General features: G+C 64.2%; 28 protein-coding genes. 16 read left to right on the forward strand and 12 right to left on the reverse strand.

All coding sequences use genetic code 11. From position 1 onward, the window contains the following. Positions 1-214 precede the first annotated feature (214 nt). Positions 215-961: an SOS response-associated peptidase gene (locus VNZ93_RS07360; protein WP_325702266.1), complete on the reverse strand. Its 747-nt coding sequence runs from the start codon at positions 959-961 to the stop codon at positions 215-217. 69 nt (positions 962-1,030) lie between these two features. Between VNZ93_RS07360 and VNZ93_RS07365 the strand changes: the two genes are divergently transcribed. The 3 genes from VNZ93_RS07365 (at position 1,031) to VNZ93_RS07375 (ending at position 2,422) form a co-directional block, all read left to right on the forward strand. Beyond that, on the forward strand, positions 1,031-1,471 hold the full coding sequence (locus tag VNZ93_RS07365) for an NUDIX hydrolase (RefSeq protein WP_325702268.1): 441 nt from the start codon (positions 1,031-1,033) through the stop codon (positions 1,469-1,471). Positions 1,472-1,641: 170 nt separating this feature from the next. Beyond that, complete coding sequence (locus VNZ93_RS07370) at positions 1,642-2,016, forward strand: TIGR02301 family protein (RefSeq protein WP_325702270.1); 375 nt, start codon at positions 1,642-1,644, stop codon at positions 2,014-2,016. A gap of 139 nt (positions 2,017-2,155) precedes the next feature. Further along, positions 2,156-2,422, forward strand: coding sequence for a hypothetical protein (locus VNZ93_RS07375; protein WP_325702273.1), 267 nt, complete (start codon positions 2,156-2,158; stop codon positions 2,420-2,422). A gap of 79 nt (positions 2,423-2,501) precedes the next feature. On the opposite strand, the gene VNZ93_RS07380 is transcribed toward VNZ93_RS07375, so the two are convergent. Continuing rightward, positions 2,502-3,836, reverse strand: a complete 1,335-nt coding sequence (locus VNZ93_RS07380) for a dihydroorotase (protein WP_325702276.1) — start codon at positions 3,834-3,836, stop codon at positions 2,502-2,504. Between the two features lie 148 nt (positions 3,837-3,984). On the opposite strand from VNZ93_RS07380, the gene VNZ93_RS07385 reads away from it, so the two are divergent. The 7 genes from VNZ93_RS07385 to VNZ93_RS07415 all read left to right on the forward strand — a co-directional run bounded on the left by VNZ93_RS07385 (position 3,985) and on the right by VNZ93_RS07415 (position 8,414). Continuing rightward, entirely contained in the window at positions 3,985-4,875 is an 891-nt protein-coding gene (locus VNZ93_RS07385) for a folate-binding protein (protein ID WP_325702279.1), read from the forward strand. After that, on the forward strand, positions 4,876-5,484 hold the full coding sequence (locus VNZ93_RS07390; RefSeq protein ID WP_325702282.1) for a DNA-3-methyladenine glycosylase I: 609 nt from the start codon (positions 4,876-4,878) through the stop codon (positions 5,482-5,484). Then, the gene (locus VNZ93_RS07395) at positions 5,481-6,101 is read left to right on the forward strand and encodes an HD family hydrolase (RefSeq protein WP_325702285.1); all 621 of its coding nucleotides are present in this window, start codon (positions 5,481-5,483) and stop codon (positions 6,099-6,101) included. The genes VNZ93_RS07390 and VNZ93_RS07395 overlap by 4 nt, the downstream gene beginning before the upstream one ends. Positions 6,102-6,156: 55 nt before the next feature. Then, positions 6,157-6,663 (forward strand): tyrosine phosphatase family protein, encoded by a 507-nt coding sequence (locus tag VNZ93_RS07400; RefSeq protein WP_325702288.1) that lies wholly within the window; start codon positions 6,157-6,159, stop codon positions 6,661-6,663. Next, the gene (locus VNZ93_RS07405; RefSeq protein ID WP_414710007.1) at positions 6,629-7,633 is read left to right on the forward strand and encodes an NUDIX hydrolase; all 1,005 of its coding nucleotides are present in this window, start codon (positions 6,629-6,631) and stop codon (positions 7,631-7,633) included. Before VNZ93_RS07400 ends, VNZ93_RS07405 begins: the two co-directional genes overlap by 35 nt. Before the next feature lie 97 nt (positions 7,634-7,730). After that, entirely contained in the window at positions 7,731-7,922 is a 192-nt protein-coding gene (locus VNZ93_RS07410; protein WP_325702293.1) for a hypothetical protein, read from the forward strand. A gap of 18 nt (positions 7,923-7,940) precedes the next feature. Then, a complete protein-coding gene (locus VNZ93_RS07415) occupies positions 7,941-8,414 on the forward strand; it encodes a PaaI family thioesterase (RefSeq protein WP_325702296.1) in 474 nt (157 codons plus the stop codon). A gap of 78 nt (positions 8,415-8,492) precedes the next feature. On the opposite strand, the gene VNZ93_RS07420 is transcribed toward VNZ93_RS07415, so the two are convergent. The 4 genes from VNZ93_RS07420 to VNZ93_RS07435 all read right to left on the reverse strand — a co-directional run bounded on the left by VNZ93_RS07420 (position 8,493) and on the right by VNZ93_RS07435 (position 12,734). Beyond that, complete coding sequence (locus VNZ93_RS07420; protein WP_325702299.1) at positions 8,493-8,981, reverse strand: hypothetical protein; 489 nt, start codon at positions 8,979-8,981, stop codon at positions 8,493-8,495. 164 nt (positions 8,982-9,145) lie between these two features. After that, positions 9,146-10,132, reverse strand: a complete 987-nt coding sequence (locus VNZ93_RS07425; protein WP_325702302.1) for an MDR family oxidoreductase — start codon at positions 10,130-10,132, stop codon at positions 9,146-9,148. A gap of 104 nt (positions 10,133-10,236) precedes the next feature. Then, positions 10,237-11,466 (reverse strand): MFS transporter, encoded by a 1,230-nt coding sequence (locus tag VNZ93_RS07430; RefSeq protein WP_325702305.1) that lies wholly within the window; start codon positions 11,464-11,466, stop codon positions 10,237-10,239. Next, positions 11,463-12,734 (reverse strand): MFS transporter, encoded by a 1,272-nt coding sequence (locus VNZ93_RS07435; protein WP_325702308.1) that lies wholly within the window; start codon positions 12,732-12,734, stop codon positions 11,463-11,465. The genes VNZ93_RS07430 and VNZ93_RS07435 overlap by 4 nt, the downstream gene beginning before the upstream one ends. Positions 12,735-12,909: 175 nt before the next feature. On the opposite strand from VNZ93_RS07435, the gene VNZ93_RS07440 reads away from it, so the two are divergent. The 3 genes from VNZ93_RS07440 (at position 12,910) to nadC (ending at position 15,470) form a co-directional block, all read left to right on the forward strand. Further along, on the forward strand, positions 12,910-13,203 hold the full coding sequence (locus VNZ93_RS07440) for a hypothetical protein (RefSeq protein WP_325702311.1): 294 nt from the start codon (positions 12,910-12,912) through the stop codon (positions 13,201-13,203). A gap of 243 nt (positions 13,204-13,446) precedes the next feature. Continuing rightward, on the forward strand, positions 13,447-14,550 hold the full coding sequence (gene nadA, locus VNZ93_RS07445) for a quinolinate synthase NadA (RefSeq protein ID WP_325702314.1): 1,104 nt from the start codon (positions 13,447-13,449) through the stop codon (positions 14,548-14,550). 11 nt (positions 14,551-14,561) lie between these two features. After that, positions 14,562-15,470, forward strand: a complete 909-nt coding sequence (nadC, locus tag VNZ93_RS07450; RefSeq protein WP_325702317.1) for a carboxylating nicotinate-nucleotide diphosphorylase — start codon at positions 14,562-14,564, stop codon at positions 15,468-15,470. A 62-nt stretch (positions 15,471-15,532) separates the two neighbouring features. Here the strand turns inward: nadC and VNZ93_RS07455 are convergent, their stop codons facing one another. From VNZ93_RS07455 to VNZ93_RS07465, 3 genes are all read right to left on the reverse strand, one after another. Then, complete coding sequence (locus VNZ93_RS07455) at positions 15,533-17,773, reverse strand: cell wall hydrolase (protein WP_325702320.1); 2,241 nt, start codon at positions 17,771-17,773, stop codon at positions 15,533-15,535. Positions 17,774-18,085: 312 nt separating this feature from the next. Beyond that, positions 18,086-19,048, reverse strand: coding sequence for a TAXI family TRAP transporter solute-binding subunit (locus tag VNZ93_RS07460; protein ID WP_325702323.1), 963 nt, complete (start codon positions 19,046-19,048; stop codon positions 18,086-18,088). A gap of 30 nt (positions 19,049-19,078) precedes the next feature. Further along, positions 19,079-21,100 carry a TRAP transporter fused permease subunit gene (locus VNZ93_RS07465; RefSeq protein WP_325702326.1) on the reverse strand — a complete coding sequence of 674 codons (2,022 nt, stop codon included), beginning with the start codon at positions 21,098-21,100 and terminating at the stop codon, positions 19,079-19,081. Between the two features lie 170 nt (positions 21,101-21,270). On the opposite strand from VNZ93_RS07465, the gene VNZ93_RS07470 reads away from it, so the two are divergent. After that, complete coding sequence (locus VNZ93_RS07470) at positions 21,271-22,623, forward strand: PAS-domain containing protein (RefSeq protein WP_325702329.1); 1,353 nt, start codon at positions 21,271-21,273, stop codon at positions 22,621-22,623. 1 nt (position 22,624) lies between these two features. Further along, positions 22,625-22,810, forward strand: coding sequence for a hypothetical protein (locus VNZ93_RS07475; RefSeq protein ID WP_325702332.1), 186 nt, complete (start codon positions 22,625-22,627; stop codon positions 22,808-22,810). Between the two features lie 26 nt (positions 22,811-22,836). Here VNZ93_RS07475 and ppdK read toward each other — a convergent pair whose 3' ends face one another. Further along, on the reverse strand, positions 22,837-25,524 hold the full coding sequence (gene ppdK / locus VNZ93_RS07480; protein ID WP_325702335.1) for a pyruvate, phosphate dikinase: 2,688 nt from the start codon (positions 25,522-25,524) through the stop codon (positions 22,837-22,839). Between the two features lie 125 nt (positions 25,525-25,649). Continuing rightward, positions 25,650-25,793 carry a DUF3096 domain-containing protein gene (locus tag VNZ93_RS07485; protein ID WP_325702338.1) on the reverse strand — a complete coding sequence of 48 codons (144 nt, stop codon included), beginning with the start codon at positions 25,791-25,793 and terminating at the stop codon, positions 25,650-25,652. 144 nt (positions 25,794-25,937) lie between these two features. On the opposite strand from VNZ93_RS07485, the gene VNZ93_RS07490 reads away from it, so the two are divergent. Further along, positions 25,938-26,111, forward strand: coding sequence for a hypothetical protein (locus VNZ93_RS07490; RefSeq protein ID WP_325702341.1), 174 nt, complete (start codon positions 25,938-25,940; stop codon positions 26,109-26,111). Positions 26,112-26,117: 6 nt separating this feature from the next. Here VNZ93_RS07490 and VNZ93_RS07495 read toward each other — a convergent pair. Beyond that, positions 26,118-26,996: glycine--tRNA ligase subunit beta (locus VNZ93_RS07495; protein WP_325702344.1), on the reverse strand; the 879-nt coding region annotated here is incomplete at its 5' end.

Raw genomic sequence — 26,996 nt, forward strand, 5'->3', positions numbered from 1 at the left:
GGCGCTTTCGTTCTGCCGCTGCTGGCGCTTGTCGCTCCGCTGATCGCGGTCGGAATCGTGTTGCTGTTGCTGTGGCTGGCGTTCCGGGCGCTCAGGAAACTGCGTGGTATCGCCGGCGGACGAACCAACGCACCGCCGCAAGGCCGGAGCGGATCGTAGCGAAGAGGCGTCTTCGCTGACCTGTGCTCAGTCGAGCCAACCGACGGTCCCCGCGTCAGAACAGCGACGGCTGACGGTCGTCCTTCTTTGGCTTGCGAGCAGGTTTCTCGGGTGCCGGCGCCTCCGACGCGGGCGGCGCCTTGTAGCGCGCAGTCAGTTCCGGTCCGTCATGGATCGCGCGATTGACTGCAGGCGACACTTCATAGACTTCAAGCGCGTCATCCTGCGCAGACGCAATCAGCGCCGTCGCCATCTTCTCGTCGACGCGCGCTGAATCGAGCCACATGTCCCACGCCTCCGGCGGAAGGATCACAGGCATGCGGTGATGGATCGATCGGATCAGCGGACTGGCGTCGGTCGTCACGATCGCCGCGGTGTCGAGTTCCTCGCCATTCGGTCCGATCCAGGTTTCCCAGAGTCCCGCAAATGCGAGCGGACCGCCGTCCTTTCTCTGGATGAAATACGGACGGTTCGACGTACCGTCGCGCTTCCATTCGTAGAAGCCGTTTGCCGGAATGAGGCAGCGGCGGCGCTTCATTGCGTTCTTGAATGCAGGACGCTCATTGACCGTTTCGCCGCGCGCGTTGAACAACAGCGAAATCGTTTTCGGGTCTTTCACGAAGCCCGGAATCAGGCCCCAGCGCATCAGCGCGAACTGGCGCTCGCCGTCCCACAGTCGCATGACCGGGATAGGCTGGCTCGGTGCAACATTGTAGCGCGGCGGGAAATCCGGCATCTCCTTGTACTTGAAGAGCTGCCGCATCGCTTCCGGCGCAGTGGTGATGGCATAGCGTCCGCACATGGATGCAACATAGTGGCTGCCGACGCCGGGGGGGAGCCGCCCGGCGTCGCGGCTGGGGACAAATGATGGATGCAGATGGTGGATGAACGCGCCTACCCGACCCGGCCGTTTCTGGCCGCAAGCGCCGCGGTGATCCGCGACGGCAGGGTTTTGATCGTCCGGCGCGGCGGCACGTTCGGGCGCGGCATCTACACCCTGCCGGGCGGCGTGGTGGAGGCGGGCGAAAAGCTCACCGACGCCGTGATCCGCGAGGTGCGCGAGGAGACCCAGGTCTCGATCGAGCCGGTCGCGCTGGCGGGCTATCGCGAGATGATCATGCGCGACGATGCCGGAAAGACATCGCGGCATTTCGTGATCGCGTGCTTTGCCGCACGCTGGCTCTCGGGCGAACCTGTGCCCGACCTGACCGAGATCGCGGAGGCCGCCTGGCGACTCCCGGAGGAACTGGACGGCCTGAAGACAACCGAGGGACTTCGGGAGATCATCGCCGACGCGATGGCGAAGCTTTGAGAACCTGCCATGCCGGGCGCGCCGATACAGTCGGCGAACCCGGAATCCAGCGGCAAACACCCCAGTTGTGGATGGATTCGGGTCCGGCGCTTCGCGCCGTCCCGGGATGACGGCCGGACTGGCGATACCGCCTTGCCCTTGCCGCAGCGCGGGCGCATATCAGCCGCGCCATGATCCGCCGCCTGATCCTGACCACCGCCTTGAGCCTGTCGCTGGCCGCGCCTGTGCGCGCCGTCGACAGCGGTGCGCTGTTCGAGACCGAGTTGGAGCGGCTGTCCGAGATCCTGGGCGCCCTGCACTACCTGCGCGGCCTGTGCGGCGCGAATGAGGGTCCGAAGTGGCGGAACGAAATGCGCGCGCTGCTCGATGCCGAGGCGCAGGCGCCGGAACGCCGGTCCAAGCTGATGGCGAGCTTCAATCGGGGGTATAACGGCTTCCAGCAGACCTACCGGACCTGCACGCCGGCCGCCGATCTCGCGGTCCGCCGCTATCTCGACGAGGGCGCCAAGATCTCGCGCGAAATCACAGCCCGCTACACGAATTAGGGCCGTATTCCGGCTGGCCTTTGCATCTTACCTCCGGCGTTAACCTTTCCTAAAGACGGCGGTTTGCACCGCGGACACGCGTGTTAACCTGTGGGCTCCTTGGGGTGGGCGCCGACGGCGCACGGGATATTCGGTTCCAATGACAACAGTGACGCGTACGTTCTCGGCACGCGAGCCGATCGCAGACCATGAGCAAAAGCAGGTCGCGCTCAGCTATGTTCACGAGGCCTGGGCGGAGGCACGCCTCGACGGCGTCGATGGCGACTGCATGGCGCAGGCCTGCCTGTTCGCAGCGCTGATCGAGTTCGTCTCAACCTATGGCGAGGAAGCGGCGTCCGCGTTTGCGGAAGGTCTCCCCGCCCGGATCCGCAACGGCGAATTCTCGGCCGACCTGTCGCGGCAATAATCTTTCGACTGCTTTTCCGGGCGAGCCGCCATAGGCCCGTCTTCGTCGCCGCTATGATGGCGAGACGCGCGTGAGAGCGTCAGGCCGACAGCGTCTCGAGGAAGCGCACACGCTCGCCCTGCGACGGGGTCACGAGTTGGCCCTCCCACATCACGCGCTTGCCGCGAACGACCGTGCCGACCGGCCAGCCGGTGACGACGAGGCCGTCATACGGCGTCCATCCTGCCTTCGAGGCCACCCACTTGTTGGTGATCGTCTCGCGCCGCTTCAGGTCGACCACGGTGAGATCGGCGTCGTAGCCGACCGCGATCCGCCCCTTGCAGGCCATGCCAAACAACCGCGCGGGTCCAGCGCTCGTCAGATCGACAAAGCGCAGCAACGACAACCGGCCGGCATTGACGTGATCGAGCATCAGCGGAACGAGCGTCTGTACCCCGGTCATGCCGGAAGGCGTCGCGGGATAAGACTTCGATTTCTCTTCGAGCGTATGCGGCGCGTGATCGGAGCCGAGCACATCGACCACGCCCTGCTCCAGGCCATACCAGATGCCGGCCTTGTGCGACGCGTCGCGCACCGGCGGATTCATCTGCGCGCGGGTGCCGAGACGCGCATAGCAATCCGGCGCTTCCAGCGTCAGGTGATGCGGCGTCACTTCGACGGAAGCGACGTCCTTGTGATCCTTCAGGAACGCCATCTCGTCCGCAGTCGAGATGTGCAGCACATGCACGCGCGCGCCGGTCTCGCGCGCGACGCGCACGAGGCGCTCGGTCGCCATCAGCGCCGCCTGAGCGTCACGCCAAACCGGATGCGATGACGCGTCGCCTTCCACGCGCAACGATTTGCGCTCGTTCAGCCGCGGCTCGTCCTCGGCATGGAACGATGCCCTGCGGCGGATCACCTTCAGAATATTGCGCAGGCCCTCTTCGTTATCGACCAGCAGGGAGCCGGTCGATGAGCCCATGAATACCTTGACGCCGCAGCAGCCGGGCAACCGCTCCCATTCCGGCAGGTCTTTGTAATTGTCGTAAGTCCCGCCGATGAAGAACGCGTAATCGCAATGCATGCGATGGTGCCCGCGCTTCACCTTGTCGGCCAGCGCCTCCGGCGTGATCGTCAGCGGATCGGTATTCGGCATCTCGAACACCGCCGTGACGCCCCCCATCACCGCGCTGCGCGAACCCGATTCCAGATCCTCCTTGTGCGTGCCGCCCGGCTCGCGGAAATGCACCTGGGTGTCGATCACGCCCGGCAGGACATGCAGTCCGCGGCAATCGACGGTGTCGCCGGCCGAGGCTTTCGACAGGTCGCCGATTTCGGCAATCCGCCCCTGGCGCACGCCGATATCGCGCACCCCCTCACCGTCCTGGTTGACCACGATGCCGCCGCGGAAAATCGTGTCGTAGGTTTGTGCCATCGTCAGGGTCCCGTCGGCTGCCTATATCGAGCGTCGCACCGTCTCCTCCCGCTTCGTGAGGGAGGAAAAGCCAGCAGCGCCTTACGTTCCGGCCCGAATTCTGGCAAGAGCGAAACGGCCGATTGAGCACCGGGAATCGATTCAAAGAATGAAAGCGGCCCTTCTCACCGATCGTGGCGTCCTGCGGGTCTCGGGCGAACCCGCCCGTCATTTCCTGCACAATCTCGTCACCGCCAATATCGAGACCCTGACGCCGGGGCATGCCCGCTATGCGGCGCTTTTGACGCCACAGGGCAAGATCATCGCGGATTTCTTCGTCGTGGAAGCGCCGGCCGACGATGGCGGCGGCTTCTTCATCGACGCGCCGAAGGCGCTGGTTCCCGATCTCGCCCAGAAGCTGACCTTCTACAGATTGCGCGCCAAGGTGACGATCGAGCAGATCGACGCGCTCGCCATCCTCGCCGTCTGGGACGGCCAGGAAAACCTGCAGAATGCCGCGACCGAATACGGCCTCGACTATCGCGATCCGCGTCTGCCGGCGCTCGGACAGCGCGTGCTCATTCCGGCGGAGGTGGCGCAGGAGGCTGCGGCCGATCTCGGCGCGACGCTTGTCGACGCGTCCGAGTATGAGGCGCACCGCATCGCACTCGGCGTGCCACGCGGTGGCATCGACTTCATCTATGGCGACGTGTTTCCGCACGATGCCGATCTCGACAAGCTCGGCGGTGTCGATTTCAGGAAGGGCTGCTTCATCGGGCAGGAAGTGGTTTCGCGCGTGGAGCATCGCGGCACCGCGCGCAATCGCATCGTGCCGGTCGCGTTCGATACCCATGCAGCGCAAGACGGCAGTCCGGTGATGGCCGGCGACAAGAATGTCGGCACCATGGGGTCGTCGGCCGGAACACTCGGACTTGCGATGCTCCGCGTCGATCGCGTGGCGGACGCGTTGGCCGCCGGGACGCCGCTCGTCGCCGGCGGCATTCCGATGCGCATCCGCGACGGCGCTGTCACCGATTTCTTCAAGGACACGAAAGCCTAGATGAAAGCGATCAAGCATGCAGACGGACTGATCCGCTGCCCGTGGCCGAAGGACGACCCGCTCTATGTCAGCTATCACGACGAGGAATGGGGCGTACCGGAATATGACGACCGCGCGCTGTTCGAGAAACTGATCCTCGACGGTTTCCAGGCCGGGCTTTCGTGGATCACGATCCTGCGCAAGCGCGACAATTTCCGCAAAGCCTTCGACGACTTCGATCCGGAGAAGATCGCGCGCTACACACCGCGCAAGATCGAAGCCCTGATGCAGGACGCAGGCATCGTGCGCAACCGGCTGAAGGTCGAGGGCAGCGTGAAGTCCGCGCGCGCCTATCTCGACATCATGGAAAAGGGCGACGGGTTCTCGAACCTGCTCTGGGGCCATCTGGACGGAAGGCCGAAGGTCAATGAGTTCAAGACGATCAAGTCAGTTCCGGCGGAAACGCCGCTGTCGCGTGGGATCTCGAAGGATCTCGCCGGCCGCGGCTTCAAGTTCGTCGGGCCGACGATCGTTTACGCCTTCATGCAGGCGGTCGGCATGGTCAACGATCATCTGGTGACGTGCCATCGGCATGACGCCTGCGCGAAGCTCGGGCGCAAGAAGAAATGAGCACCGCGCCGAAGGCCGCCAAGCCCACGTCCGCCAAGCCGCGCGCGTGGCAGCGCATGCTGTCGGGCCGCCGGCTCGACCTGCTCGACCCCTTACCGCTCGATATCGAGATCGAGGACATCGCGCATGGCATCGCGCGGGTGCCGCGCTGGAACGGCCAGACTATCGGCGCGCATATCTTCTCCGTCGCGCAACATACGTTGCTCGTCGACACCATCGCGCGCCAGCAGGGCCCGCTCGACGACCGGCTGCGGCTCGCGATCATGCTACACGACGCACCCGAATATGTGGTCGGCGACATGATCACGCCGTTCAAGGCCGTAATCGGGGACTCCTACAAGGCGGTGGAACGGCGCCTTCTCTCGGCGATCCATCTGCGCTTCGGCCTGCCGCCGCAGCTTCCCGCCGCGCAGGAAAAGACCATCAAGCGGGCCGACCGCGCCGCCGCTCACCTCGAGGCCACACGGCTCGCCGGTTTTTCCGAGAGCGAGGCCCGCAGGTTTTTCGGCGCACCACCGAAGCTATCACCCGCGCTGGAGCGCGATTACCTGACGCCCTGGCCCGCCGAAACCGCTGAAACCCGCTATCTGGAGCGCTTCGCTAAGCTGCTGGGCTGACACTTTTCCATCCGGATAGCGTGGTTATATCCTGTGCCGAATTGGATTTTCTGTGATGATTCACGTCTGCTCCCTCGCACGCCTGCATCCAACCGTCGCCGAGACCGGCGCGAAGCATGTCGTGACGCTGATGAAGGACGTCGCGATGGTGCGGCGTCCACCGTCCATTCCGGAAACGAACCATCTCCTGCTCGACATGGATGACATCGTCTCCGTCATGGATGGTTATGTCCATCCGACCGAGGCGCACGTCGAGAAACTGATCGAATTCGTCACGCGCTGGGATCGCACGACCCCGATCGTGGTGCATTGCTATGCCGGCATCAGCCGGTCGACCGCTGGCGCTTTCATCGCGGCCTGTGCGCTCAATCCACGGCGCAACGAAGAGAGCATCGCGCGCACGATCCGCGCCTTCTCGCCGACAGCGCAACCGAATATCCGTCTCGTCTCGCTCGCCGACGATATTCTCGGCCGTGGCGGGCGCATGACAAACGCGATCCGCGCCATGGGACCGGGCATCGCCGCGTATGAAGGGCACCCGTTCCGGCTCGATCTCGAGTGAGCGGGACGTGAGCCGCCTTACCCCGATCGAAATCGGCCTGACCACTGCCATCGTCGCGGTTACCGACGAAGAGCCCCGCGTCCTTGTCGCCGGAGAAACCGGCCAGAAGGACGAACCGGCCGGCCTGCCGTCCGGCGCGTTCGATCCGCTGTCGCACCGCACCTTCGAGATCGGCTTGCGCGAATGGGTGACGGCCCAGACCGCGCTCGACATCGGCTATGTCGAGCAGCTCTACACCTTCGGCGATCGCGGCCGTCATGCGCGCGCCGGCGATACCGATCCGCACGTGGTCTCGGTCGGTTATCTCGCGCTGACGCGCGAACCGGAGAATGTGCAGGGCCTGCGGAAAACCGGCGCGAGCTTCCAGCCCTGGTATCGTTTCTTCCCCTGGGAGGATTGGCGCAATGGCCGCCCGCCGATCATCGACGACGCCATACTTCCGCCGCTGGCCAAATGGGCGCACGGCGCACCGGGACGCAACGAGCGGCTGCGGCTCTGCTTCGGCGGCGGCAATACGTCATCGAGTGACGGACGAGTCTGGGACGAAGAGAAGGTACTGGAGCGGTACGAACTTCTGTACGAAGCCGGTCTCATCGAGGAGGCGTGCCGCGACGGCCGCGTCGCGCAGGTGCATGGCCGTCTCGGGGAGTCCATGCGGCTCGATCACCGCCGCATTCTCGCGACCGCCATCGCGCGGCTGCGCGGCAAGCTGAAATACCGGCCCGTGGTATTCGAGCTGATGCCGGCGGAATTCACGCTCACCGAATTGCAGCGCACGGTGGAAGCGATTTCCGGCCGTCATCTGCACAAGCAGAATTTCCGCAGGCTCGTTGAGGGCACCGAACTGGTCGAGCCGACCGGCGAGGTCGCCACTGCGACCGGCGGCCGGCCCGCGGCGCTATTTCGTTTTCGCCGCGAGGTGATGCAGGAGCGTCACGCTCCGGGGCTGAGACTCGGCGTCAGACGCTGATTTCGACCGGCTGTTTTACGGGGGATGAACGCTGGGGTCCATTCCGCGGGGAACTCGCGTCCGATAAGCTCGCCTGCCCTCCGGTGGATCTCCTCCCATGGATGTTCTCGCGTTTTTCACGCTGATCGCGTTGCTGATCGTGACCGGACTGATGCTCGGGCGTCTGAACACCCTGGAGGCCGCCCTGCGCGGGCTGGACGAGAGGTTCTCGGACTCGCCACGGCTTCGCGGTCCCCGTCGCAAAGCCCGTCCGCGCAACGACTTCGCGGTCGCGCCCCCATCCGCATGACCAGTCCCGGACAAACCGATGAATGACATCGCCTATGGCGTGGTGCCGCTCGAAACGCTGCAGCAGTATGACGGGCTGACATTTCTGCGAGGACTGATCTCAGGCCAGTTCCCCGCCCCGCCGATCGCGCAGACGCTCGGCTTCACGTTGAACGAAGTGGATCATGGACGCGCCGTGTTCAGCGGCGAGCCGCAATTCCGGCACTACAACCCGATCGGATCCGTTCATGGCGGCTTCGCGATGACGCTGCTCGATTCCGCACTCGCCTGCGCGATCCATACGACGCTCGCGAAGGGCGAGACCTACACCACGCTCGAAATCAAGGTGAACCTCGTGCGTCCGCTCACGAAGGACACTGGACCTGTACGCGCCGAAGGCCGGGTGATCCATCGCGGCCGCACGGTTGCGACCTCGGAAGGCGATATCAAGGATGCCAGCGGCAAGCTCTACGCGCACGCCACGACCACCTGCGTGATCTTTCCGGCAAAATAAAAAGAGGAACGCGCAACGCGTTCCTCTTCGAATTCATCCGGCGGTGGCTGGTCGAAACGACCGGCGCCTCCGCGACGATCAATCCTTCGTCGAGCGCAGCTCCGGCTTCTCGTCAGCCGCGGCCGGCGGCAGTTCCTTGCTTTCGACCGGCACGGTCGCCGTGGTCGAGGAACTCGCCTGCAATTCCATCGGCGCTGACGACGATGCGATCGGACGGCCGCGCGGGCGCTCCGCCGACGCGATCACCGGCCGGTCGCGGCGCACGAAATCGCAATATGCGAAGCCCATTCCCGAGACCGATCCGCGGAAACTGTTGTGCGAGGTCTTGATCAGATTGAAACAGGGCTCGAACGGAACGCCTTTGACCGTGGCACAGACGCGGTCGCCCACGACGCGGATCGTGTTCTGCGGCAGCATCGCGTAGCGGGTGGCGCCATTGCCGCGGAACTGGACGGTACCCGCGACCGCGCCATTGTCCATGATCCGGCCGGCGCCGCGCGTCCCCTCGAAACACTGGTAGGTGAACATCTTGCCGACGACAAAAGCGCGCGCTTCGTGTGCACTCATCTGCTGTGCCTGCGCAGGCACAGCTATGAAACCCGCTGCGGCGATCAACGCTCCAACACGCAACATGTCGACCCCCAAAATCCGAGACACGGTCCTTTTAACCTGTCTCTTACCATAACGGACGGTAAATGTGCCCGAACTTCGTGTCCAAATCCTGAATGGGTTTACGCGATGTTGACCACGATGCGGCCCCGCACCCCGCCGCCAATGATCGATGGCGCCGTATCGATGACCGCCTCCAGTGGAATTTCAGTGGTCATTGCGGCCAGTTTCTGGCGGTCCAGATCGGTTTCCAGCCGCTTCCACGCCTCGTTGCGCCTTGCCCGCGGGCACATCACGGAATCGATGCCCAAAAGCGACACCCCACGCAAAATGAAGGGCGCCACGCTGGTCGGCAGATCCATACCGCCCGCGAGCCCGCAGGCCGCCACAGCGCCGCCGTATCGCGTCATCGACAGCACGTTGGCGAGCGTGGTCGAGCCGACCGAATCGATACCTCCGGCGAAGCGCTCCCTGGCGAGCGGCTTGGCGGGTCCTGAGAGCTCCTTGCGGTCGATGATGTCGGACGCGCCCAGCCCCTTCAGATAGTCGGCTTCCTGCGGCCGTCCGGTCGAGGCCGCGACCTCGAAGCCAAGCTTCGACAGAAGCGCGACCGCGACCGAGCCGACGCCGCCGGCAGCGCCCGTCACGATCACCGGGCTTCCCCCCGGTTTGACGCCCGCCTTCTCCAGCGCCATCACGCTCAGCATGGCCGTGTAGCCTGCGGTCCCGATCGCCATTGCGTCACGGGCCGTCATCGTCGCCGGAAGACGAACCAGCCAGTCGCCCTTCACGCGCGCCTTGTGCGCATAGGCGCCGAGATGGGTCTCACCGAGGCCCCAGCCGTTGCAGATCACCTTGTCGCCCGGCTTCCAGTCCGGATGCGAGGAGTTCTCCACAATGCCCGCGAAATCGACGCCGGCGATCATCGGGAAACGCCGCACCACCGGCGCCTTGCCGGTGATGGCGAGACCGTCCTTGTAGTTGATGGTGGAGGCCTCGACGCGAACGGTAACGTCGCCCTCCATCAGGTCCTTCTCGTCGAAGTCCTTCAGCGCGACGCTCTGGCCGCCTTCGGCCTTGTCAATGACGATGGCTTTGAATGTTGGCACGTCTGTCTCCCGGCTTCGCGATCGGGATTACGGATCGCGCCCGTATCCTTCGCGCCCGCGATCTTTTGTAGGAAGGATCGCCGGGTCAAGCCCGGCGATGAATATCAGGCCACGGCCTCTGCCGGCCGCACAACGGGCTGTTCCTTGATCGGCAGGTTGATCAACGCTGAAAGGATGCCGAGCACTATGAACAGCCACCACATCGCATCGTAGGAGCCGGTCCGCTCGAACAGCACGCCACCCAGCCACACGCCGACGAACCCGCCGACCTGATGGCTGAAGAACGCAAAGCCGGCGAGCATGGTCAGCCAGCGCGTACCGAACATCACAGCCACCAGCGCATTGGTCGGCGGGATCGTGGACAGCCACAAAAGGCCCATCACGGCGCCGAACACGATCGAAGTCGTCGTTGTGGCCGGTATCGCGATGAAGACCGCAACGGCTATCGCGCGCACGAGATAGATCACCGCGAGGATGTAGCGCTTCGGCACGATGTTCGAGAGATAGCCGGCGCTGATCGAACCGATGATGTTGAACAGGCCGACGATGGCAATCACGAAGGCGCCGAGGTCCGCCGACAAGCCGCGATCCACGAGATACGACGGCAGATGCACAGTGACAAAGAAGACCTGGAAGCCGCAGCTGAAATAGCCGATCACCAGAAGCACGAAGCTCGGATGGGTCAGCGCTTCGCGCAAGGCCGCACCGACGGATTGCTGCGCGGCGCGCTGCGCAGGCGTCTCCGTGACGCGGGGAACCGCGAGCGCGAGCGACAGCGGCAGAATGAGAAGGATCACGCCTGCGAAAATCAGGAGTGTGGTCTGCCACGCGACGACAGAGTTCAGCGCGACCGCAAGCGGCGAGAACAGGAACTGCCCGAACGATCCCGCCGCTGTGCCGACGCCAAAGGAAAACGTCCGCCACTCGACCGGAAGCAGCTTGCCGAAGGCGCCGATCACCACCGTGAACGATGCGCCCGCGAGCCCGAAACCCACCAGCACACCGGACGACAGATACAATTCGGTCGGCGACTTTGCGAACACCATCCAGCCGAAGCCAATGGCATAGAGCAACGCGCCGACACACAAAACGAGCACGGGTCCGAACCGGTCGGCGATCGCGCCGACGAATGGCTGCGCGGCGCCCCAGAGCAGCATCTGGATCGCGATCGCGAGCGCGAACACGTCGCGACCCCACCCATTGGCGGTGGACATCGGCGTCAGGAAGAAGCCGAGCGTGGAACGCGGCCCGAAGCCGAACATCGCGATCAGGCAACCGCAGATGATGATCAGCGGGATCGATTGCCAGGCCGCGCGCTGCAGGCTGGCATTCATGATGACGCTCCAGATGCCGACATTGCCGACGCAGACTGACGCTTCACCGGCTCCTCCACGATCGGGAGATTGATGATCGCCGATGCGACGCCGAAGGCGATGGAAAGAATCCAGACCAGATTGTACGAGCCGGTCATCTCGAAGGCGAGACCGCCGAGCCAGACGCCGAGGAACCCCCCGACCTGATGGCTGAAAAAGGCAAAGCCGAACAGCATCGCCAGCCAGCGCGTCCCGAACATCAGCGCAACAAGTCCGGATGTCGGCGGCACTGTCGAGAGCCAGGTCAGTCCTGTCGACACCGCGAACAGGAGCGCTGTCGTGGTCGAGAGCGGCACCGAGATGAAGATGGCGATCGACGCCGCCCGCATGAAATACAGGAATGCGAGGATGTAGCGCTTCGGCATCCGGTTGCCCGCCCATCCGGCCGTCAGTGATCCCACGATATTGAACAGGCCGATGGTCGCGATCACCCAGCCGCCGACCTGCACCGAAAGACCGCGATCGACCAGATAGGCCGGAAGGTGCGCGGTGATGAACGCGAGCTGGAAGCCGCAGGTGAAGAAGCCGAGCACGAGCAGCACATAGGAGCGATGCGCGAAAGCTTCCGACAACGCGTGCTTCAAGGATTGCGGCGCGTCCGCGCCCTGCACCGGTGTCGTGCTTGCGGGCGCCGTCGCAAGCGCGAGGGAGAACGGCAGGACCAGAAGGACAGCGGCCGCGAAGACGAACAACGCGAATGGCCAGCCGTAGCCCGCGATCAAGCCCGCGCCCAGAGGAGCGAACAGGAACTGGCCGAACGAGCCGGCTGCCGTACCCGCGCCGAAGGCGAGGGAACGCATATCTTCGGGAACCAGTTTGCCGAGCGCGGCGACCACGAGATTGAACGAACAGCCCGACAGGCCGAAGCCGATCATAACGCCGACGGTGATGTTGAATGTCAGCGGCGTGGTCGAATAGACCATGAGCACGAGGCCGGCCGCATAGAGCAAGGCGCCGCCACACAGGACGCGCAGCGTGCCGAACCTGTCGGCGACGGCGCCGGCGATCGGCTGGCCCAGTCCCCAGAGCAGGTTCTGCACGGCGAATGCGAGCGCGAATACGTCGCGGCCCCAGCCATTGGCCTCGCTGACCGGCTGCATGAACAATCCGGTCGCAGATCGCGGGCCGAAGGTAATCAGCGAAATCGCGCAGCCCGCCAGGATGACGATCAGCGGCGTCCGCCACCCCATCGATGAAGCGCCGGAGGCGCCTGCCGTGTTGTCTGACATCTTTCGCTGACCCGGAAAGCGACGCCGCAATGCACGGGAACATAGAGATCGGCCAGCGCGGGCCCTAACGAAACTTGGTGATGGACCCCATCCGTTTCACACATGGCTCGCTTTCGTTCGCCTTGCTTCGCTGCAGTGTCCGCGGCGGTCTCGTGTACAATCGGGAGATTCGCTTATGGGGGACGCTCAGACCATGCCACACACCCAGTTCTCGCTCCGGCGCACTGCCTTTGCCGCGGTGCTCGTCTCCTGTGCTTCATTGGTCTCAGGGGCGATCAGTCCGGCCGCAGCTCAGGGCACCGTCGCCCAGCGCGAGGCGTGCGAGGGCGATGCGTTCAAGTTCTGCAGCGAATTCATCCCGTTCGTGCATGCGATCGAGAACTGCCTCTCCAGGAATATCCGCAAGCTCACGCCCGCCTGCCAGGTTCAGATGCGCGGTGGCGCGCAGGTTTCTCGCCGGAAGCGCTGACACCGCGGCCTCGACGTACGGAGCACGCGAGTCCACTCCCGGCTTCGCGTGCGCCTGCCCGCGTCACTAACGCAGGGCTCCCCGGCGATTTCGCACTGGCGCGCTCGGGAGGTTGGTGGTATAGTGCTTTTGCTCGGATTGAGAATAACCGTCCGAACCCGATGAACAAGACCGGCGACCTTGCGCCGGCAGTTTTTGTACCCAGATATGCTCAAGTTGAGCATATTCGCCAGGGAGGCCAGGATGCCGCTCCTCGAACTGCAGGGTCCCGCGAACGGACTGCCGCCGATTCCGGCGCCGCTGCCTGTCGCGTCGGACGCGGCCGCGCGCAAGTTTGGCATCCTTCCGATGCCCAAGCTGGAATGGAACGAACAGGTCGCGCGCGAAACCGCGCATCTGTACGAGCGCATCAAGACCGTGGTCCCCGCCGTCGAATGGCCGGTCTTCGCGCCGTACGTGAAGGCGATCAACGACCTCAAGCGCGAGCGTAATGCCGTGATCCTGGCGCACAATTACCAGACGCCGGAGATCTACAATTGCGTTGCCGATTTCGTAGGTGACTCGCTGCAGCTCGCCCGTGAGGCGACGAAGGTGAAAGCCGACGTCATCGTACAGGGCGGCGTGCATTTCATGGCCGAGACCTCCAAGGTCCTGAACCCGGAAAAGACCGTGCTGATCCCCGACATGCGCGCCGGCTGCTCGCTGGCGCAGGCGATCACCGCGGCCGATGTGCGGCTGCTGCGCGAACGCTTCCCGGGCGTGCCGGTCGTCGTCTACGTCAACACGTCCGCCGACGTGAAGGCGGAGAGCGACATTTGCTGCACGTCTTCGAACGCGCTGCAGGTGGTCGAAAGCCTCGGCACCGACAAGGTCATCTTCCTGCCGGATCAATATCTCGCGAAATACGTTGCGTCGCAGACCAAGGTGAAGATCATCGCCTGGACCGGCGCCTGCGAAGTTCACGAGCGCTTCACTGGTGACGAGCTGCGCATGTATCGCGACAGCGATCCCAATCTGCAGATCATCGCGCATCCGGAATGCCCGCCGGACGTGATCGCGGAAGCCGACTTCACCGGCTCGACCGCGCACATGATCGACTGGGTTCGCAACAAGCGGCCGAAGCGTGTGGTCATGGTCACCGAATGCTCGATGGCTGACAACGTGCAGGCTGAACTGCCGGATGTGGAATTCGTGCGGCCGTGCAATCTTTGCCCGCACATGAAGAGGATCACGCTGCCGAAGATTCTCGAAAGCCTCGTCTACATGAAAGAGGAAGTGGTGATCGATCCGGTCATCGCGGAAAAGGCCCGCCGCTCGGTCGAGCGTATGATCAACCTGAAGAACTGAGGGTGGGAGCCATGCTCAATCCGCTGCGCCGCCTCGACATCGTGCCTTCCGCGTCGTCGCTGTATTGCCCCGACGCGTTCATCTCGCCGCTCGAGATCGACGACGCGGTGACGCGCGCGCTTGCCGAGGATCTCGGCCGCGCGGGCGACGTCACCTCCGTCGCGACCGTTCCCGAGGACGCGCAGGCGCGCGCGATCGTGGTCGCGCGTACGCCGGGTCGCATTGCCGGCCTGCCACTGGTGGAAACCGTGATGCGCCGGCTGGCGCCCGATGCGCAGATCGTGCCGCATGCCCGCGACGGCGATGCCGTATCGAAGAAGACCGCGCTGATGACAATCACCGGCAACGCGCGCGCCGTGCTCGCTGCCGAGCGCACGGCGCTGAACTTCGCCGGGCATCTCTCAGGCGTCGCCACCGCGACCGCCGCGCTTGTCGACAAGCTGAAGGGTACCAACACCCGCCTCGTCTGCACGCGCAAGACCACGCCTGGCCTGCGGGCGCTTCAGAAATATGCCGTGCGCTGCGGCGGCGGGTTCAACCATCGCTTCGGCCTCGACGATGCCGTCCTGATCAAGGACAACCACATCGCCGTTGCCGGCGGCATCCGCGCCGCGCTCGAGCGCGCGAAGTCCGTTGTCGGCCATCTCGTGAAGATCGAGATCGAGGTCGATACGCTCGATCAATTGCGTGAGGTTCTGGATACCGGTCTCGCCGACGTGCTGCTGGTCGACAATTTCAGCATCCCGATGCTGAAGGAGGCGGTGGCACTGGTCGGCGGACGGATGGTGATCGAAGCATCGGGCGGCATCACCCACGACAACGCGGCGGAGATCGCGGCAACCGGCGTCGACTACGTCTCGTCCGGCGCGATCACGCATTCGGCGCCCAATCTCGACATCGCGCTGGATATCGAGGTTTAGCACCCCCTCCCCGTGCTCCGGGCGCTCCACTTCGCGCCACCGCGTCCGGGGCGCGATCAGTCTTACCCGCCGGGCAGATCGAGCGGCTCGACCGGATCGAAGATCGAGCGCCGCACCGGCGTGGCCGCCTGCGTCTCCGCGCGCTTGTCGTTTTTCTTCTCGGGCGTTGCCGGAGACGCTTCACGCCTGATCGAGCCGGTCGCCTCCAGGCGATCTCCCCAAACCGGAATCTCTTCGCCGTCGCCCCAACGCTTCGGACGGTAGAAGATGTGAACGCCGAGCTTGGTGTGCCTGGTCATCGTGCGAACCCACCACGGATTCACGTAGGTCGCATGGTAGTGCGTGGCCTTGCCGACTTCCGGCAGCCAGAACTTTCCGTCGAGCGCCTCGTCGGCAATGCGCGTTGCGATCTCCCATCGCGGGATGTCCCGCACCACATCCTTATGGTTGTCGCAGGCGAACGTGAACTGACAGGCAAGATGGCGATGTGCGTTCTGATAGACGACGTCGCAGACATTGCCCGGATAATAACCCGAGAAGGCGCGGTTCAGGATGACCTGCGCCACCGCCATCTGGCCGCGCTCCACTTCGCCGCGCGCTTCGAAATAGATCGCATTGGCGAGGCACTTCGCGTGCTTCGCGCGTGAAGCCCCTGAAAGACCGAGCCGCTCTGCCGGCGTTCGCGGACGCTTGCCCTCGCCAGTGACCTCGCCCTTCGGCGCAATCGTCTCGCCGCCCTTCTCGCTGTCCGCATCCGGCTGGGGATCGAGCGCGGCGCGCTTGATTTCGGTGTCGACATGGGGTGGCGCGAGCACGGTCGGGACTTCCTCCGGCTCCCACGCTTCCCAGCTGCTGCGCCCCATGCCGAGGTCGTGCGTGCCGAAAAACACCCGGTTCTGCACCGAAGGCTTGGCGTAGCTGGCGAGCTTGTCGACCGCCTCCGCGTTGAAGCGCTCGATGTTCTTCTCGACGGCGACCGGCGCGGGAGCCTCGACCGCGGGCGCAACGTCCTCCGACACGGCGGGCGATTGCGGCTCGGGCACGACCTCCGCGACCTTCGTCTGCGGTCCAGGTGCTTCAGCCGGAGCCGCTGCCTCCACGACTTCCGGAGCCGATTGCGCGGCCAGCGCGTCGGCGACAATCGCGGGCGTCGGAACGATCGGACCACGCAGATCGGCGCGTTGCGACTCAAGGTCGGCAGTCTCCGCGAGCGGCACGCGCTCGGCCAGTGCAAGCCGTTTCGTCTCCGCCTTCACCTGATTGAGATGCGCAGCCGCGAGCCCTCCACGCAGGAACGGCTTTGCGGAAGCGACAGCCACAGGTGCCGGAACGACGCCTGCCTGGGCAGATGCGACCGGCGCCGGCGCGGGCGCAGCGGGCCTGGCTGCAACCAGCACCGGTTTGCGCGGGCCAAGGCCAAGCATCCGCTTCGCCAGTGTGTCCTGTCCCGCGACAAGGCCGGCACGGCGCAGCGGCTTGTCCAGGTCGGGTTGAACGGGAGACGCGATCTGTAGCGGTTTGCGCGGCCCCTTGCCGAGAATGCGCTTTGCGAGCGTGTCCTGACCGACCGAAAGCGCTCCGCGACGGACCGCGGTCTCTGCGGCCGGCTTTTCCTGCGAGGCGACCGCGACCGGCTTGCGCAGACCCCATCCGAGCGCCCGCTTCGCAATCGTGGTCTGTCCCGCCGCGAGACCCGCGCGACGATAGACCTGCGGCGCTGCGGCATCTGTGGTGTTGATCTGCGACGGAGTCGCACGGTCGCCCTTCGGCAGCGCGGGCGACGACACAACGGCTTCCGGCACTTGCTGAGGCGCCCGCTCCATCGGGGTCGGTTCGGCTGCCGGCAGCCGGCTCGCCATGTCCTTGGTCCTCGCTGGCACCGGAGGCCGCGACGGCTCCGGCTGCGGAGCCGACTTCACATTCAGCTTGTCGCCCTTGAGGCGGCGATCGACCACCGGAAAATCATAGACCGGCGCCGCGACCATTGGTTCGAGCGGAACATTCAGCGGGATCGAGCCAGTGGCTTCAAGGGCTCGCGGATCGACCGCAGCAAGCTGAGTGAAATACGGATCCGGGATTGCCGCGCCGACGATGCGCGGGAAACTCAGCGATGCGGCATGAATGGTACCGAAAGTGGATGTCCGCACATGCGCGCGCCAACGCTCGGAAACCGCCGGCTGGCGCGCAATCAATGCGGCGAGGTCCTGATGCCCGATGGAGTTCGGCATCGCGGTCACCACACAAAGTACGAGGCCGAAGGGACGACGAAGGGCGCCCTTCGGCCTCTTACGCGACGCTTTCATACTGACGCTCACGCAACGCAACCGAACGCAACGCTACTCAACGCTTACTCAACGGAACCGAACGCAGCGGCCTCACTCGCCGCTCACGTAAAATTGTCGGAGTATCGTTGCGATCGGGTTAACCGTGCGAGGTTCCAGCACGGACGTTTAGTGTCGGCTTACCATCCCGCGCGCTGATACGCGCTGCGACACTAACTTGGTAAAGGAGATGTCAACGCGAGCGACAAAGAATTGGGCCGCGGCACCGAAATGCCGCGGCCCGATGTTTTTCTCAAAGCAGCGGATCGCCGCACAGTCGCGCGGCGGCAATCGTCACATCTTCGCGCCGGCTTCCTTGAAGTATTTCTCGGCGCCCGGATGCCAGGGAATCGTGGTGTTCTTTCTGTTCTGGGTGTCGAGCGCAATCGCCTTCGCCTCGCCATGGGCGAGCGCAATTTCATCGCGCTTCTCGAACAGCGTCTTGACGATGTCGTAGACCTGCTTTTCCGGCATCTTGGCGTCGGCCACCAGGATGTTCTGGACGACGGAGATCTTGTTGTCCTTGTCCTGCCCCGGATAGGTCTTCGCCGGGATCACGCCCTCGCTATAGATCCCGCCGTATTTCGCATTCATCTTTTCGACCACATCCGAGTGGTCCACCAGCTTGAGCTTCACACCGGGCGTCGCGCCGAGATCGGTCACCGCCGCGGTCGGCAGGCCGCCAACCCAGAAATAGGCATCGATCTTGCCATCCTTCAGTGCGTTGGTGGATTCGGCGACGCCGAGCCGCTCGCGCTTCAGATCCTTATCGCGGTCAAGACCGGCGGCCTCGATCACGCGGAAGGCCATCACTTCGGTGGCGCTGCCCGGAGAACCGGTCGAGACGCGCTTGCCCTTCAGATCCGACATCTTTTCGATGCCCTTGCCCTCGACGGTCACGACATGCATGCGGTTCGGATAGAGGACCATCAATGTCCGCAGTTCGACCGGATTGCCCTTGAACTTGTCCTCGCCCTTGAGCGCGTCGCGCGCGGCGTCGACCATCGTGAACGCCACTTCGCTCTGACCGGTGCCGACCAGCTTCAGATTGTCGACCGAACCGCCGGTGACGCGTGCGGTGGCCTGAATTCCAGGCAGATGCTTCGACAGCACGTTCGCCATGCCGCCGCCCATCGGATAATAGACACCGCCGGTGCCGCCGGTCGCAATCGCGATGTTCTGTTGCGCGAGCGCCGAACCACCGATCACGGCGCCAAGGGCAACCGCGGCAAGCGATAGACCCATTCGTTTGGACATTCGGACTTCCTCCCAGTTTTGATGCCGGTCTTATCGGCCGGTCGCCTGAACCTCAGGCAACGGCTGTAACCGCTGTTTCAACAATACTATGGCGAACAGAACGACGCCAATTCCGGCGGTGTAGCTGATGTCGCGCCCGATCGCGGCTTCGATCAGTGCTTCCAGGAGGCTCGGAAACACCAGGAACAGGCCGGCAAGGGTAAGCAGCGCGCGCTCGGCCAGTGTGGTGCGCCGCAGCGCCCAGCCTTGTGCGGCGCAAGCCAGCGCGCCGAGCCCGACCGCCGCTTTCACGGTGATGAGGACGACATCCACCCAGCTGCCGCCCTTCGGCAGCTGGAGCAGCAGCCCGAGGCCCTGCGGGTCCAGCACGAAGACGAACGGCACAAGGAAGGCCGGCAGCGTGTATTTCCACGCCTGCAACGTCGTCTTGTACGGATCGCCGCCGGTAATCGCCGCAGCGGCGAACGGCGACAATGCCGTCGGCGGCGACACCTCCGACAGCACCGAATAGTAGAAGATGAACATATGCGCGGCGACAGCCGGCACGCCGAGCTTGATCATGGCCGGTGCCGTGATCACGGCGCAGATGATGTACGAAGCGGTGACCGGCACCGCGAGGCCGATGATCCACACGATCAGCGCCGTATAGATCGCAGTGAGGAGCAGCGATCCGCCCGCATAGTCGATCACGATCGACGAGAATTTCAGGCCGAGGCCGGTCAGGGTTACGACGCCGACGATGATGCCGGCGGTAGCGCAGGTGGTGGCCGCCGTGAGCGATTGCAGCGATCCGTCCGCGAGCGCACGGACCAGCTTTTTCGGCGTCAGCGCGGTCTCGCGGGTCAGATAGCTCACCAGCATCGTCATCCCGGTGGCGTAGAGCACCGACGTGGTCGGCGAATAGCCCCACACCATGAAGACCACGATCGAGACCAGCGAGATGAAATGAAACCAGTAGCGGCGGGTCAGTTCGCGGAGCGAATGCTCGGGCACATAGGCATCGCCGCGCACGCCGTAGCGCTTGCCGTCGAGCTCGACCATGAAGAACAGTGAGAGATAGTAGAGGATGGTCGGAATCGTCGCCATCCAGATGACGTCGAGGTAGCTGATCTTCAGGAATTCGGCGATCAGGAAGGCGGCGGCGCCCAGCACCGGCGGCGAGATGATCGCACCGAGCCCACCGGCAGCGAGCAGTCCGCCGGCGGCATTTTTCTCGAAGCCCGCTCTCTTCATCATCGGATAGGCGACGGCGCCGATCGTCACCGTCGTCGCGACACCCGAGCCCGACGGACCGCCGAGCAGGAAAGATGACAGCACCACCGTCCGGCCGGCTGCATTCGGGCTCTTGCCCATAAGGGTCATCGAGAAATCGATGAAGAACTTGCCGGCGCCGGACTGCTGGAGAAAGGCGCCGAAAATCGTGAACAGCACGATCAGGGTTGCCGAGACATCGACCGGTACGCCGAAGATGCCCTCGAGCGTGATGAACAGGTGCCCGACAAGCGCGTCGAAACCATAGCCACGGTGATTCCACGGCGGCGGGAGATAGGGACCCGCAAGCGCATAGCCGATGAATAGAAGCGATATGATGGGGACGATCGGACCGATGGTGCGCCGCGTCGCTTCGATCAGCAGGGCGATGAAGACGACGCCGAGGATCACGTCGGTCCGGTTCGGCGTGGTCGCCCGGTCAGTGAAGTCCTCGCCGCCGACGATTGCATAGATGAGGATGCCGACGCAGGTCAGGCCGGCGATCACGTCGAACCAGCGGATCTTGTCGCGGAACCGGCTTGCAGCCGGAAACAGCAGGAAACACAGCAGCAGGGCGAACGCCACGTGGGTGTAGCGCAACTCCTGGGTTGGGACGATCTCGTAGGCCGCGTACAGGTGAAACAGCGACATCGCGACCGCGATCGCGGTGACGGTCCTTCCAGCCCAGCCTGACAGCCGGTTGGTCGCGCCTTCTTCCTGCTCGATGAATTCCTCGGCCTTGCGCAGCCGCTCGGACTCGATCGCGTCCTGCACGGAAACCGCCTTCGGGTCCTCGGCCATCGTCCCCCCACGATCCTTTTTCTTTTTTGGGACCGCTCCTCCCTGCCCGGGGAAGCGATCTTCTTGTCCGGGAAGCTAGCACGCGGTGGTGGGGGGCGGACAAGTTTCAATTAACCATGCGGAAAGTCACACGCGGTATGTCTTTCGGGCCTTTGGGAACGGGGACGGACATGCTTGACGCGTTGTGGGAACCGATCGCGCCTGCCTTGAGTGTTCCCCTGGTCGCGAGCCTGCTCGGCTCCGTCGCGGCGCTGGGCGGCGTGGCGCTCCGGCTGAGACGGCAGAATGCCCGGCTGAAGCGCGCCTTCGACCATATCCCTCAGGGCGTCTGCATGTGGAGCGCGGCTGGCCGCCTGGCGCTCTGCAATGACCGCTACATCAAGATGTACGCAATGTCGCCGGAATTCGTGCGGCCGGGCAGGACCCTGTCCGAGATCCTGGAGCACCGGAAAGAGATCGGCAATTTTCACGGCGATCTGCAATCCTACACGGCCGCCATCAAGGCGCGGATCGGCAATCGCCAGGCCGGCGCCCAAACCGTCGAGATGCAGGACGGACGCATCATTGCGGTCGTCGAACAACCGATGCCGGACGGGGGCTGGGTCGCAACCCATCTGGACGTGACCGCGCAGCGCACGCAAGACAAGCAGCGTGCCGCACTGGCGGCCGTGGATCATCGCCGCACCAAGATCGAAAGCGAAATCACCTCGTTCAAGCAGAGCATCGAGGCGGTGCTGCGCACCGTCGCCGAAAGTGCCGCGAGCATGAAACTCACGGCAAGCTCGCTGTTCGCAGCTTCGGGACAGACATCGCAGCGCGCCCAAAGCGCCGTTCATGCCTCCAACGAGGCCTCGACTAACGTCGCCACTGCGGCGACCGCCGCGGACGAAATGGCATCGTCGATTGGCGAAATCAGCCGGCAACTGGTGCAGACCACCGATGCGGTGCGGCTTGCCGTCCATGAAGCGCAATCGACCAACGATGGCATCAAAGGCCTCGCGGACGCCGCTCAGAAGATCGGCGACGTGGTCGAACTGATCCGTACCATTGCGGGCCAGACCAATCTGCTCGCGCTCAACGCCACCATCGAGGCCGCGCGCGCCGGCGAATCCGGCCGCGGCTTTGCCGTCGTAGCCTCGGAAGTGAAGTCGCTTGCGGTGCAGACGGCGAAAGCGACGGAAGAAATTTCAAACCAGATCCTGTCGGTTCAGGGATCGACCGGCAGCGCGGTGCAGGCGATCGCACGCATCACCGAGCGCATGCAGGGCATCGAACGCTTCACCTCGGCAGTCGCCGCCGCCGTCGAGGAACAAAATGCGGTGACCGGCGAAATCTCACACAACGTATCGAGCGCAGCCAACGGCACCCGGGAGATCGTGGTGGTGCTGGATCAGGTCGCACGTGCCGCCACCGACACGCGCGGGACCGCGGAGACCGTGCTGCGAACCTGCGGTCAGGTCGAGGATGCGGTCGCCAATATGCGCGACGAAGTCGACAGGTTCCTGAAAAAAGTAGCAGTGTGACATGGCCAGTCTCGATCGCTCCGCCGACCGCCCGCCATTGAAGCCGTCGGACGTTTATCGTCCGCGCCTTGGCAAACAGCGCGAGCCCCTGTCGAAAACAGCGATGTCGGAGCTTCGCGCCTGGCGCCAGGCGTCGGCCGAAGCCCCGGCTGCATCGCAGCAGCCGGAGCACGCCGTGCAGCCCTGATCCTCCCGTCAGGGAGGGATCAGCGATTACGCCTGGCTCGCCACTTCCTTGCCGAGTGCGGCCTGAGCCGCCGCAAGACGCGCGATTGGCGCACGGAACGGCGAACAGGACACGTAGTCGAGCTTCACCTCATGGCAGAACGCGACCGACGCCGGGTCGCCGCCATGCTCGCCGCAAATGCCGACCTTCAGATTGGGCCGAACCTTGCGGCCGCGCTCGACGCCGATACGGACAAGTTCGCCGACGCCATCCCGGTCGATCGATACGAACGGGTCGATCGGAAGGATGCCGCGCGCCGTATAGGTCGCAAGGAAACTGGCCGCATCGTCACGGCTGATACCAAAGCAGGTCTGCGTCAGATCGTTGGTGCCGAACGAGAAGAACTCGGCGCCGCCCTCGCCTTCCGCGATCTTGTCGGCCATCAGCGAGGCGCGCGGCAACTCGATCATGGTGCCGACCTGATACTCCAGCGTCACGCCCTTCTCTTTCGACACAGCCTCCGCCATCGCATCGATCCGCGCCTTGACGAGGTCGAACTCGACGCGCGTCGCAATCAGCGGGACCATCACCTCCGGCACGACCGGCTTGCCGGTCTTCTTTCCTGCGTCTGCAGCCGCCTCGAAGATCGCGCGCGCCTGCATTTCCGCGATTTCCGGATAGGCGATGGCGATCCGGCAGCCGCGGAAGCCCAGCATCGGATTGAACTCGGCCAGTTCCGCGGCCCGGTTCTTGATCTTCTGCGGTTCGGTACCGAGCGACTTCGCCACCTCGGCAATCTCGGCCTCGCCATGCGGCAGGAATTCGTGCAGCGGCGGATCGAGCAGGCGGATGGTGACCGGCAGCCCTTTCATGATTTCGAACAGCTCGGTGAAGTCGCTGCGCTGCATCGGCAGGATCTTGGCGAGCGCGGCGCGCCGTGCCTGTTCGGAATCGGCGAGGATCATCTCGCGGACCGCAAGAATGCGGTCGGCCTCAAAGAACATGTGCTCGGTGCGGCAGAGCCCGATCCCTTCGGCGCCGAATTTCAGCGCGGTGCGCGCATCGGCCGGAGTGTCGGCATTGGCGCGAACGCCTAGCGTGCGCACCTTGTCCGCCCACGACATCAGCGTTCCGAATTCGCCCGACAGTTCCGGTTCGATCATGCGAACCTGCCCGAGGAGAACCTGGCCGGCCGAACCGTCGATGGTAAGGATATCGCCCTGCTTCAGCGTCTGACCGGCGACGCTCATGGTCCGCGCGCTGTAGTCGATGCGGATCGAACCGGCGCCGGAGACGCAGGGCTTGCCCATGCCGCGCGCCACCACGGCAGCGTGCGAGGTCATGCCGCCGCGCGTTGTCAGAATGCCCTCGGCGGCGTGCATGCCGTGAATGTCTTCGGGGCTGGTCTCGACGCGAACCAGAATGACCTTGCGGCCCTTGGCCTTAAGCTCTTCTGCCTCTTCCGACGAGAACACGATCTCGCCTGACGCAGCGCCGGGAGAAGCCGGCAGTCCGGTCGCCACGATCTTGCGTTCAGCCTTGGGATCGATGGTCGGATGCAGCAGCTGATCGAGCGAAGCCGGGTCGATGCGTGCGACCGCCTCGTCCTGCGTGATCAGGCCTTCGCTTGCGAGCTCGACCGCGATCTTCAGCGCGGCTCTCGCGGTGCGCTTGCCGGATCGCGTCTGCAGCATCCAGAGCTTGCCCTGCTCGATGGTGAATTCGAGATCCTGCATGTCGCGGTAATGCTTTTCGAGCGCGCCATAGATGCGCGTCAGTTCCGCGAACGCAGCCGGCATCGCGCTTTCCAGCGACGGCTTGTCCGATCCGGCCTCCTTGCGGGCCGCTTCCGTGATCTCCTGCGGCGTGCGAATGCCAGCGACGACATCCTCGCCCTGCGCGTTGATCAGGAATTCGCCGTACAGGGTCTTTTCGCCGGTCGAAGGATTGCGGGTGAAGGCGACGCCGGTTGCGGAATCGTCCCCCATGTTTCCGAACACCATGGCCTGCACGTTGACGGCGGTGCCCCAGCTTTCCGGGATGTTGTGCAGGCGCCGGTAGGTCTTGGCGCGCGCATTCATCCACGAGCCGAACACCGCGCCGACGGCGCCCCACAATTGCTCCTTCGGATCCTGCGGGAACGGCTTTCCGGTCTTCTCCTCGACCCTCCGCTTGTAGAGGCCGACCAGCTTCTGCCAGTCCTCGGCCGTCAATTCGGTATCGAGATTGTAGCCGTTGGCATCCTTGTGCTCGGCCAGGATGTCCTCGAACAGATGATGCTCGAGACCGAGCACGACATTCGAATACATGGTGATGAAGCGGCGATAGGAATCGTAGGCGAAGCGGCGATCCCCGGATTTCTTCGCCAGCGCCTCCACGGTCTCATCGTTCAGACCGAGATTCAGCACCGTATCCATCATGCCGGGCATCGAGGCGCGGGCGCCGGAGCGCACCGAAACCAGCAGCGGGTTCGTCTTGTCGCCGAACCCCTTGCCGGTGATGCGGCCGATCTCGGCGAGCGCGGCATCGACCTCGGCGGCCAGTTCCTTCGGATAGGTCTCACCGTTGGCGTAGAAATAGGTGCAGACCTCGGTGGTGATGGTAAAGCCCGGCGGCACCGGCAGGCCCAGATTGGCCATCTCGGCGAGGTTCGCACCCTTGCCGCCGAGGAGGTTTTTCATATCCGCCTTGCCTTCGGCCTTTCCGCCGCCGAAGCCGTAAACCCATTTAGCCATCATCAACGTCCCAGAAGAGAAAAGCCTGAAAACCGGCCCGTCCGGGCCGGTTCTTGACCGGTTTCCGCATCCAATTCAACCGCGACGAAGGGGGGTGCCGCGTGCCCCGCCGGGGCCAGCGGCGCCTATTTCAAAATCCCGAGGCCGAGGAGACCAATCGCGATCAGATAGATCGCTACAATGAAGTTCAGGAGCCGCGGCATGATCAATATCAAGATGCCCGCAATCAGGGCAATGATTGGCTGCAGATGCCCGATGGTGATCGTCATAGGGGTCTCCGTGAGGGGTCCGGGCTGAAGCCGAAACCGGTTCCAACCTGAATAGACGGTGGGTTACGCCCCCGCGCGCCTTGACTCGTCCGGGCGCGCGAGGTCCGTTCGGCGCTTCATTCTGGCCTGAGTGGGAAGCACCTTATGCCGATTCTCAATGCACCGTCGCGCGTCACGTTTCTGATATCGCTGGCGATCGCAATCGTCGCCCTGCTTGGCGCATTGGTCATCATTCCGGTCGTGACCAAATATGCGTTCTGGCTGGCTATCCTCGCCTACATTGTGCTCGCGCTCGGCGTCATCTTGAAAGGCATGTAGGGCCGCCTATCCCTCGATCTTCGAGAAGTCGGCAACCGTTCGGGTGGCTTCGCGGATCCGGTTGAGCAGAACCAGCCGGTTCGCACGAAGCGCCTTGTCGTCGGCGTTCACGGTGACCTTGTCGAAGAACGCATCGACTGCAGGACGAAGCTTGGCCATCGCTGCCATCGCGCCGGCGAAATCCTCGCGGGCATAGGCTTCGCTCGCTTCCGGCGCGATCGACACCATGGCCTGCGCCAGCGCCATTTCTTCCGGCTCTTTCAGGAGCGCAGGATCGGGGTCGCCGGTATAGGCGGTGCCGTCCTTCTTTTCCTCGATGCGGAGAATGTTGGCGGCGCGCTTGTAGCCCGCCAGCAGGTTCTTGCCGTCGTCAGTCTCGAGGAATTTCGCCAGCGCCTCCACGCGGCGCACGATGGTCACGAGATCGTTCTGGTCTTCGACCGCAAGCACGGCGTCTGCGAGATCGTGGCGCGCGCCCTGTTCGCGCAATTGCACCTTCAGGCGATCGGCGAAGAAATCGCGCAGATCCGATCCGGTCATGGCGTCGTAGCTCATCCGCAGGCCGGACAGGTCGTCCTTGCCCTTTGCGGCCTCGCCGACGAACTCCTTCATGAAGGTCTTGTCCTGCTCGAGGTAGCCTTCGGTCGCGACCGCGAACAACTCGGCGAGGTTGAGCCGCAGATTGTTGGTCAGGATGATGCGGATTACGCCAAGCGCGGCACGCCGCAGCGCATAAGGATCTTTCGAACCGGTGGGCTTTTCATCGATCGCCCAGAAACCGACCAGCGTGTCGATCTTGTCGGCCAGCGCGACCGCGATCGCGACCGGATTGCTCGGCACGGCATCGCTCGGACCAACAGGCTTGTAATGATCCTCGCACGCGGC

Source organism: Pseudorhodoplanes sp., assembly GCF_035565795.1.
Lineage (GTDB): Bacteria > Pseudomonadota > Alphaproteobacteria > Rhizobiales > Xanthobacteraceae > Pseudorhodoplanes.